Genomic DNA, 8,074 nt, shown 5'->3' with positions numbered 1-8,074 from the left:
ATTGTTGCCAGGTAATATTGCTGGGATAATTTTTCATGGATCAAATTCACTTTTTTACACAGAAGTTTATCAATAATCATGGATATTGGACAATCTCTTACAGCATTTGATATTTTTTCTATGAATCGTAATTTCGTAGCCAATTATTTCCCGACCATTTTAATACTTTTCATTAAAAACCAATAACTTAATTTTGTACTTAGCTCTTTGGATGTAAGCTGATTCCTGAGACAGCTTCTAAGAATGTTTGAATCTTTGATGGGTAAGACAACTTGTTGCATAAGCTGTTAGTTCCTTTACTTTAAAATTAATTTAGTTGCAGAAAACCTAAAAATCGAATGTTATAATGTAGTACGATGGTAAACTTAAAGGGGGCGGATTAGAATGAGTAATACTATTATTAAAAACAAGACAATTTCAACTCGTGTAACACCTGACATTAGTGAACGGGCTAAAGCTAATCTAGCAAAACAAGGGCTAACCGTTTCTGAGTATATACGCTTATCGTTAGTTAAAGCGGCCAATAATGAAGTTCGATTAGTCAGCTTTTTAGATTCTCCGGAAGCCTTAGCCGCTAAAAAAGAAGCAGAAACAGGGCAGGTCAAAAACATTGGTTCATTGACTGACTTTGAAGATTGGATCGATAAGTTAGATGCAAATTAAACAGACCAAATCTTTTGAACGTGAATTAAAAAAACTAGTCAAAAAACATTTCCCAATAACTGTCTTGAAGCCTTGTTTAGAAGCAATTGTTGAACAAGATGTACTTGTTTTGAAACAGATTAAAGATCATGCATTAAAAGGAAATTGGCGTGGCTATCGTGAATTTCACCCTGCCAGATATGGAAACTATGGTAAAAATTATGACAACTGGATTGTTATTTATCAGCTAGATCATGATGAATTGATTTTGTTATTGGTTGCAACTGGCTCCCATGAAATCTTGAATCAATAGCTATAGTTTAGGGGCACTTATAAAAAAATAAATTAAAATAGCCCCCAATATCTATAATGTAGATGTTGGGGGCTATTTGTTTTCATATGGTATAAATGACTTCTTTTATTCGTCATTTTTTCGATACCTTTTGGAACGATTTTGACCAGGAAATAAACGATCATGCGATCCGACTCGAATTCCAATTAAGACTAGTTCATCTGTATCAATCGTATAAACAACCAGAACATCGTTAGTTTCGCTTGGTGTTTTGTTTTTCGGGGTGTCTCGTAAATGAAATTCATTATAACCGCTCATTCGCCGATTAAGCTCATGATCTTCAAATTCTGGTGGTAATTGTTGCTGCTCAAGCAACAGGTCAATGGCTGCTCGAACTTCATCAATAATAGATTTGTCTAAACTGGCTAACCGTTTTAGATCAGCATTAAAGGTTGCACGTGGTTTAAATCTTAGTTTTTTCATTATTTAAACTGACCCCAATAATCATCATTTGATTCAACAATTTCATCATCAGGTAAAACATGTCGTTTAATTAACTGATCACGCGCAATTGCATATTCTAACGAACCTTCTTTCGCTTTTAATGCTCTTTCTAGCCAGTCCATTTTTTCTTGTGAAACGATGGCCACTGCGCGACTATTTGAACGAGCAATATAAACGGTTTCATCTTCGTCATTAACTTGATCTAAATATTTTTTTAGGTTAGCGCGAAAATCGCTCTGTGTTAGTGCTAATGTCATATTTACCACCCTTTCATTGTACTTAATATTGTACTTTAATTTGTACTAAAAATCAATTTTTTAAGGAGCTAAAACTATGCAACAAGTTGTCTTACCCATCAAAGATTCAAACGTTCTCAAAGAGGTGCAAGATACCTTACTCAACAACTTTAAAGCTGGCCGGCGTAACTATACAGTTTTTCAAGTTGGTAAAGCGACACTGTTGCGAGTCAGTGATGTCATGCGCTTAAAACAAACCGATATTTTTAATCCGGACGGTTCTATTAAACAAAATGCGTTCATTCACGACCGAAAAACGGGTAAGCCTAATACCTTGTATCTTAAACAAGTTCAAACAGAGCTCTTATTGTACCGTCAATGGCTACTTGATCATAGACTAGCCTCTGAATGGCTCTTTCCTTCCATTCAACACCCCGAGCGCCATATCACGGAAAAACAGTTCTACAAAATTATGAGTAAGGTTGGCGATCTGTTAGGAATTAATTATCTAGGGACCCATACAATGCGCAAAACCGGGGCTTATCGCGTCTATACGCAATCAAATTATAATATTGGCTTAGTCATGAATCTGCTCAATCATTCCAGTGAGGCGATGACGTTAGCTTATTTAGGCTTAGACCAGGCTAGTCAAGAAAACATGCTGGGGCAAACCAATTTTGGGTAATATCAAGGAAAACATTACCTCAATCATTTTTTATAATACATTGATAAATAAAATAAAAAATTAGGAGGCTAATTATGCGACTTTGGCATGAGCAACTCATTAGCAAACTTCCTCGCCAACAACTGTTAGGACAGCATCGGGAAATTGCTGCTTTAAGAGGCAATGGCTGGGGAAAAAAGCATGCAACTGTTAATTATGTATTCAATTACTCACCGTATAAACTTTATCAATTTCACTTGCTGGTCATGCACGAAATGCAGCGGCGCGGATATCGTCCTAATAAAAAATGGTTTGATCCGCTTTACCGTGGTATTCATTGCGATCCATATATAATTTTGAAAAAGTGTCCGATAACTAACCCGATTTATCCAGAACATAATGATTCGTATTTGAAAGAATGTTTATCTAATTTAGCCAGTAAGGGGATTATTTTATAAATCTAAGAGGGTATCTCATTCGAAATACCCTCTTAGATTTAGCTAGTAATCCGCATTGAATTAAGATACTGGCTAGCTTAATTCAACTTTTAAATTGCTTACGATCTGTTAATAAAGCAATCGGTGAAATAATTAAAATAATCACCGCTCCTACCAAATAAGTATGACTAAAGGCATGACTGATTTGTCGCTTTTTAGCATGCTTAATTTTTCCCATAGAATTCATTAAAGCTTCTTTTTGTGCCATTTGCTTGAGACCAACCAGCAATTTGTGTGGGCCTTGATTTATTTGTTGATTACTCGCATAATCTTATTTCCATGAAATAGCATGCAACAATATATCATATCATGATATATTGTTGCATGCTATTTCATAATATGCTATTATTTACTTGCAAATAAGGAGGCACACTATGAAAATAATTACTTTTTCAGCCATTAAGGGCGGAGTTGGAAAAACAACTTTAACTTTCAATTATGGTGAATGGTTATCTAGTAAGGGTTACAATGTTTTGATGATTGATAGTGATCACCAGTGTAGTTTGACCCAAACTTATGATATTTATAAAGATCATGATACCTTAGCTAATGTTTTTACAAAAGATAATGAAAAAGTAGAAATTATTGAGTTACACAAGAATCTGTCAATTATCCCTGCTTCTATGAATCTAGATACAATTAACAATGATCTTCAAACTAGAGCAAACAAAGAATTATTAATGTACATGTGGTTTTCAGATAACTATAATGAACTAAAAAAATTCAATTATGTATTGATAGATACGCATCCTGATTTTTCAACTATCACACAAAATATGATTGTAATTTCTGATTTCGTTTTCAGCCCAATTGAACCAAGTGAATACGGTTTTACTTCAAAAAGTAATTTGGAATTAAGAATGAAACAATTGAAACAAGATGTAATTAATGTCGAAACTCGACAAAGTTTTGTCACAGCGGAACTTAAATTCATTGGAAACCGGATAAAACATAATACTAAGTCATCTCATGAGTTTGTAGAACAAATGAAAAAAGACCCGCGGACAATTGCACTAATTCCTGAAAGAGAAATATTCAATAAAACAACTCTTAATCACAAACCGCTGATTAAGATGGAGCAAGAAAACAATTCAACACAAAGGGCCAAAGAATTTTTCGAAAATATCGACAATATCTTTGAAACCTTTGCGAAGCAATAGCGTAATATGATATGTCATGCTATATCATATTATGAGACAGAAAGGACTAGTATAATGGCATTTGAAGATAAAATGAATCAACTAAAAAATAGTATGAGCAGCAAACCTGCTAAAAATGAACCAACTGCACCTAGAATTTCAAAATCTTATACTTTGAAGCAAGATATTGCTAATGAACTAACTAGACGTGCAAAAGAGAAAGAATTAACAGCTTCCAGATATTTAGAGAAACTGCTAAAAAAAGAATTTAATCTTTGATTTTCGCTAATTGAAAAAGGGGTAAAATCATGGAAACTACAATGAACGAGATATTCCTTGTTGCTTGTATTATTATTTTTTGGCTATTTCCCGTTATCGGCATTTTGAAGAGACATAAAATAGGCAATCGTTTCTTTTTTAGACAATGGTTATTCCCGTTACAATAATGGTTACAAGTACTATTTGAAAAATGGAGTGGTAATCGTCGATCAGTTATCCGTATATTACAAATGATATCCTTGTTTATTACTTATTTATGCGGACCGATCATGCTTTTGATTTTCAGTGCTTTCAACGAATACTTTCTTAAACACCCAGAGGCATTTATATTATTCGAATATTTACTGATATCTTCCGGCTCTTATTGGTTCAAACCCAAAGTAGGCAAAGTGTACAAGACCAAATAAAGTTGCCGGCGGGTAAGCGCTATGCTAGACTAAGATTAATATGACAACCGAATAAAAGATCAAGCTAAACAGAAAAAAGTCCCCAATTCACGAGGAATCAGGGACTTCAGGTTTAGCAAGTAGCTATCTGACAGCTACTTAGATTCAGTCGATTTAGACCGCCAAGTAAAAATCAACTGAATATTGTTCTTAATTTGTAGGTTAATTATACCGCAAACCGGTCCAAAAGGACAAGTTAAGGATAGTTAAAAAACAAATTAAATCCAATGGACTAAGTAGCCAACAGAAGCTGCCTAGTCCATTTTTGTTTAGTTGCTATAAATTAAAAAAGTTGCCGGTTGGGCAACTCACAAACAGACACATGCTGATGAAATTGCAAAGCCATCACTACCAAATGTACGCTTTGTAACTTAGTTAAAGCATATCAGATTTGTATTTTAAAGCAAATCAAATGTTTTGGCAACTCTCTTTTGGAACAGCAGGTGTCAGTCAAGAAGGGAGTTTTTATGATGGATCAAGCAAATTTTGATTTTTATAAAAAAGATAACGTTTATGGAACTTTATTTTTTCAATTTCCCAAGGTACTAATGTACGGAGAAAAATATAAACACCTAAGTAGTGATACTAAACTGGCTTACATGGTTCTCAAAGATCGGCTAGAATATTCATTACGAAATAACTGGGTTGACGAAAATGACAATGTTTATTTTGTCTTCACAAACGAAGAATTAAAAAAACTATTTGACTGCTCAAATACAAAAATTGCAAAAATTAAAAAAGAGCTTGAAGGTGCTCATTTATTAATGCAGAAAAGAATGGGTTTTCAACCAAAAGCCGGCCGCCAATTACCCAACCGATTGTATTTAGCGGAATTAAAAGTTAATGAAAAAGATGTTTATTTAAGAGAAAAGAATCTAAATAGCTCCCAATCCCTTGATACGAGCAGACTTCCGAAAAACGGAAATCAGCATGAGACCGTTGAATCCCTTGATACAAGCAGACTTCCGAAAAACGGAAATCAGCATGAGACCGTTGGTAACATATCCCAATCCCTTGATACAAGCAGACTTCCGAAAAACGGACACGATCTATATAAAGAACCTAGAAGCTTAGATACTAATAGATACAATATAGATACTCAAAAGTTGGACTTTTCCACAGCCCATTTTTCACCAGCAGAAATTCAAAAGCAAAACCAGGATTTGGTGAACCATGCTAATGACTTCTTAACTGATGAAGACAGTGGCTTACCGGTTTTCTTAGAACCCGAAGCCGTGCAATTACTAAGTTTCTGGTGCCGCACTCCGCAACAAGTGCGGCGCTTCATTGGCATTATCTTAAACGCTAAGTACCGAGTTGAAAAAGATCATCAAGATATTGGGGTTCTAATCCCGCTTGACGACGAAGAACTAAAACCTTTGATGACTAAAGCCTTAAGACGCTACTTTAACGCCCTGAGAAGCAATGAGAAGCATATCAAGAACGTGGAGAACTACTTATACGGCACCATGCAAAACCTATTTGCGCTTTGGTGGAACCAACAAGCGGCTAGAGAATATGCGGCCAAACACCCCGAAGAACAGAACACTGACAATGAGCATACTTGGAATTAAACGCCATATAAGCTTGTTTAAGACGTTTTAAGCGAACGGGAACATTCTTATATTAGATTATATTTAAAATGGGTCTAAAGCCGTTTTAGGAGCCCAATATTAGTGTCTATTAGCTATCCATAGGAAAGATGGTGCGACCACATGGAAATTAAATACGATAACTGCTCAGTACAGCTTTAGTAGGAGTCTGTTCTGTACTGAGCATATTTTCAACAGACAAAGCTGTACTTTTGTTTCGACTTACTCGTTATTGAAAGGCAGTTAAAATGAACAAAGAAAAATTAAATTTATGGCATCAGGAAGAACAATATGGCATTACAGGCTGGGATTTTTCACATCTTGATGGTCGTTGGCAAAATGAACTTCTTCCCTGGAATTATCGGAAACTGGTTTTAAGCTATTTAAAATCAGATATGCAGCTATTGGATATGGGAACCGGCGGTGGTGAGCTGTTAAAAACTTTTCATCACCCTAGTAATAGAACACAAGTTACGGAGGCTTGGCAGCTTAACATTAATCTTCTAAAACACACGATTGCCAAACAAGGGATCAAGGTTCATGCTTTGTCTGCAAAGTATGAAGATGCCTTGCCTGTTAAAAATGGTTCTCTGAATATGATCACTAATAGTCATGCTGCCTTCAATCCAAAATTAATCAAAGATAAGTTAAAAACTGGCGGTTATTTTATCAGTCAACAGGTTGGGGCTTTGAACAATTATTCATTGTCACGCTTTTTCGATTCAGATTATGTTCCGGCATATCCAGATAATACCTTGTTGAAAACAGTCGCAGATTTTCAAAATTTGGGTTTTGAAATTTTGTTAGCTAAAGAAGCTCAACCCAGTATGACTTTTTTTGATATTGGGGCCATTATTTATTACGCTTCAATTATCCCTTGGGAGTTTCCCGATTTCACTGCTTATCACAGCTTACTCAACTAGATCAATTAATTCAAAATGACGGTTCAGTTACTACTAAAGAGGATCGCTTCATTTTAGTTACCCGAAAAATGTAATCTATTTTGATTGAATTTGAGATGCTTTATCAAACTAAAAATGAACCGAAAAAATGATTCAGAAAATAAAAACGATCGGCCTAGTTATTAGGTTGATCGTTTTTGAATTTATTCGGTTTATGGGCATTAACGTAATCGGCAAATATCTTTAAAAGCTCTTCGGTTTGTTCGACCGAGAGGTTATCAGCTTGAAAGTATTTTTCGAGCAAAGCACCCTTTTGAATTAATCGGCGAGAACGGGCTTTGCGGGCTTGCCGATTTTCATAGTATTTAGATTGCCGCAATTGAAAATCTTCCCGCTCAATTTTTTGCTTTAAACGTACTTGTTGTTCAACTAGTTTTTCATATTGATTAGGCATAGTCATTACCACCTAACTATTATTGGTTATTTTGATCTTGATTTAAAAAGGCGGCAGTTTTTTTAGCAATCATTTTAATTTGTGGAGTGGTAAGTATCGCATAATCCAAATTAGCTGATTTAATGATTTGCTTACCGAGGCTTTATTCAATTTTATTTTTTTCAGCTTTAATCTTTTGATTAAGCTGTTTTAATTTAGCTTCTTGTTTTTCTAAGTTACTTTGAGTCACAATTATCCCTCCAATCATCTTAAAAATAATCACGGACACTATATAATAAGGTAAAAGTTAAGTTAAAGTATAAAAGTTAAGTTAAAGTATAAAAGTTGAAATAGCGAAGCGAAAGTCATACACTAAATTGAAGTTAAGGTAATCAGAAGACCGAGTGAAATGAGGTCAATGCGCACTTACACCCCACTAAATTCTTGT

General features: G+C 34.8%; 11 protein-coding genes and 2 pseudogenes. 8 read left to right on the top strand and 5 right to left on the bottom strand.

Annotated elements, in window-relative coordinates:
• Window positions 1-384: 384 nt before the first annotated feature.
• Complete coding sequence (locus FC98_RS13130; protein WP_003625288.1) at window positions 385-663, top strand: plasmid mobilization protein; 279 nt, start codon at window positions 385-387, stop codon at window positions 661-663.
• On the top strand, window positions 653-955 hold the full coding sequence (locus FC98_RS13125) for a type II toxin-antitoxin system YafQ family toxin (RefSeq protein ID WP_005917927.1): 303 nt from the start codon (window positions 653-655) through the stop codon (window positions 953-955). Before FC98_RS13130 ends, FC98_RS13125 begins: the two co-directional genes overlap by 11 nt.
• A 105-nt stretch (window positions 956-1,060) precedes the next feature.
• Here the strand turns inward: FC98_RS13125 and FC98_RS13120 are convergent, their stop codons facing one another.
• Together FC98_RS13120 and FC98_RS13115 are read right to left on the bottom strand one after the other, a co-directional pair.
• Window positions 1,061-1,417, bottom strand: coding sequence for a type II toxin-antitoxin system YafQ family toxin (locus tag FC98_RS13120; protein ID WP_014271908.1), 357 nt, complete (start codon window positions 1,415-1,417; stop codon window positions 1,061-1,063).
• On the bottom strand, window positions 1,417-1,695 hold the full coding sequence (locus tag FC98_RS13115; protein ID WP_002834561.1) for a type II toxin-antitoxin system Phd/YefM family antitoxin: 279 nt from the start codon (window positions 1,693-1,695) through the stop codon (window positions 1,417-1,419). Before FC98_RS13115 ends, FC98_RS13120 begins: the two co-directional genes overlap by 1 nt.
• A gap of 76 nt (window positions 1,696-1,771) precedes the next feature.
• Between FC98_RS13115 and FC98_RS13110 the strand changes: the two genes are divergently transcribed.
• Together FC98_RS13110 and FC98_RS13105 are read left to right on the top strand one after the other, a co-directional pair.
• Window positions 1,772-2,359: a site-specific integrase gene (locus tag FC98_RS13110; protein ID WP_054656104.1), complete on the top strand. Its 588-nt coding sequence runs from the start codon at window positions 1,772-1,774 to the stop codon at window positions 2,357-2,359.
• Window positions 2,360-2,433: 74 nt separating this feature from the next.
• Window positions 2,434-2,796, top strand: a complete 363-nt coding sequence (locus FC98_RS13105) for a TIGR02328 family protein (RefSeq protein ID WP_056949709.1) — start codon at window positions 2,434-2,436, stop codon at window positions 2,794-2,796.
• A gap of 82 nt (window positions 2,797-2,878) precedes the next feature.
• On the opposite strand, the gene FC98_RS13100 is transcribed toward FC98_RS13105, so the two are convergent.
• Window positions 2,879-3,043: an MFS transporter gene (locus tag FC98_RS13100; RefSeq protein WP_082603059.1), complete on the bottom strand. Its 165-nt coding sequence runs from the start codon at window positions 3,041-3,043 to the stop codon at window positions 2,879-2,881.
• A 166-nt stretch (window positions 3,044-3,209) separates the two neighbouring features.
• On the opposite strand from FC98_RS13100, the gene FC98_RS13095 reads away from it, so the two are divergent.
• The 4 genes and pseudogenes from FC98_RS13095 to FC98_RS13075 all read left to right on the top strand — a co-directional run bounded on the left by FC98_RS13095 (window position 3,210) and on the right by FC98_RS13075 (window position 7,288).
• Complete coding sequence (locus tag FC98_RS13095; RefSeq protein ID WP_056949707.1) at window positions 3,210-3,995, top strand: ParA family protein; 786 nt, start codon at window positions 3,210-3,212, stop codon at window positions 3,993-3,995.
• Window positions 3,996-4,049: 54 nt separating this feature from the next.
• A complete protein-coding gene (locus FC98_RS13090) occupies window positions 4,050-4,253 on the top strand; it encodes a hypothetical protein (RefSeq protein WP_054712561.1) in 204 nt (67 codons plus the stop codon).
• A 913-nt stretch (window positions 4,254-5,166) separates the two neighbouring features.
• Window positions 5,167-6,273: a replication initiator protein A gene (locus FC98_RS13080; protein WP_056949705.1), complete on the top strand. Its 1,107-nt coding sequence runs from the start codon at window positions 5,167-5,169 to the stop codon at window positions 6,271-6,273.
• Window positions 6,274-6,539: 266 nt separating this feature from the next.
• Window positions 6,540-7,288: pseudogene (locus tag FC98_RS13075) on the top strand (SAM-dependent methyltransferase).
• A gap of 80 nt (window positions 7,289-7,368) precedes the next feature.
• Here FC98_RS13075 and FC98_RS13070 read toward each other — a convergent pair.
• Entirely contained in the window at window positions 7,369-7,647 is a 279-nt protein-coding gene (locus tag FC98_RS13070) for a hypothetical protein (protein WP_056949703.1), read from the bottom strand.
• A gap of 19 nt (window positions 7,648-7,666) precedes the next feature.
• Window positions 7,667-7,894 (bottom strand): annotated as a pseudogene (locus tag FC98_RS15240) (hypothetical protein).
• Window positions 7,895-8,074 lie beyond the last annotated feature (180 nt).

The organism is Lentilactobacillus kisonensis DSM 19906 = JCM 15041 (genome assembly GCF_001434135.1).
Taxonomy (GTDB): Bacteria; Bacillota; Bacilli; order Lactobacillales; family Lactobacillaceae; genus Lentilactobacillus; species Lentilactobacillus kisonensis.
Note: the sequence above shows the minus strand (reverse complement) of the source record. Positions and strands in the feature narration are given on the sequence as shown.

What these genes read in the sequence shown, in the direction of transcription:
- FC98_RS13130 (WP_003625288.1), top strand. Translation starts at nt 385, where the DNA reads ATGAGTAATACTATTATTAAAAACAAGACAATTTCAACTCGTGTAACA.
- FC98_RS13125 (WP_005917927.1), top strand. Translation starts at nt 653, where the DNA reads ATGCAAATTAAACAGACCAAATCTTTTGAACGTGAATTAAAAAAACTA.
- FC98_RS13120 (WP_014271908.1), bottom strand. Translation starts at nt 1,417, where the DNA reads ATGAAAAAACTAAGATTTAAACCACGTGCAACCTTTAATGCTGATCTA.
- FC98_RS13115 (WP_002834561.1), bottom strand. Translation starts at nt 1,695, where the DNA reads ATGACATTAGCACTAACACAGAGCGATTTTCGCGCTAACCTAAAAAAA.
- FC98_RS13110 (WP_054656104.1), top strand. Translation starts at nt 1,772, where the DNA reads ATGCAACAAGTTGTCTTACCCATCAAAGATTCAAACGTTCTCAAAGAG.
- FC98_RS13105 (WP_056949709.1), top strand. Translation starts at nt 2,434, where the DNA reads ATGCGACTTTGGCATGAGCAACTCATTAGCAAACTTCCTCGCCAACAA.
- FC98_RS13100 (WP_082603059.1), bottom strand. Translation starts at nt 3,043, where the DNA reads ATGGCACAAAAAGAAGCTTTAATGAATTCTATGGGAAAAATTAAGCAT.
- FC98_RS13095 (WP_056949707.1), top strand. Translation starts at nt 3,210, where the DNA reads ATGAAAATAATTACTTTTTCAGCCATTAAGGGCGGAGTTGGAAAAACA.
- FC98_RS13090 (WP_054712561.1), top strand. Translation starts at nt 4,050, where the DNA reads ATGGCATTTGAAGATAAAATGAATCAACTAAAAAATAGTATGAGCAGC.
- FC98_RS13080 (WP_056949705.1), top strand. Translation starts at nt 5,167, where the DNA reads ATGATGGATCAAGCAAATTTTGATTTTTATAAAAAAGATAACGTTTAT.
- FC98_RS13070 (WP_056949703.1), bottom strand. Translation starts at nt 7,647, where the DNA reads ATGCCTAATCAATATGAAAAACTAGTTGAACAACAAGTACGTTTAAAG.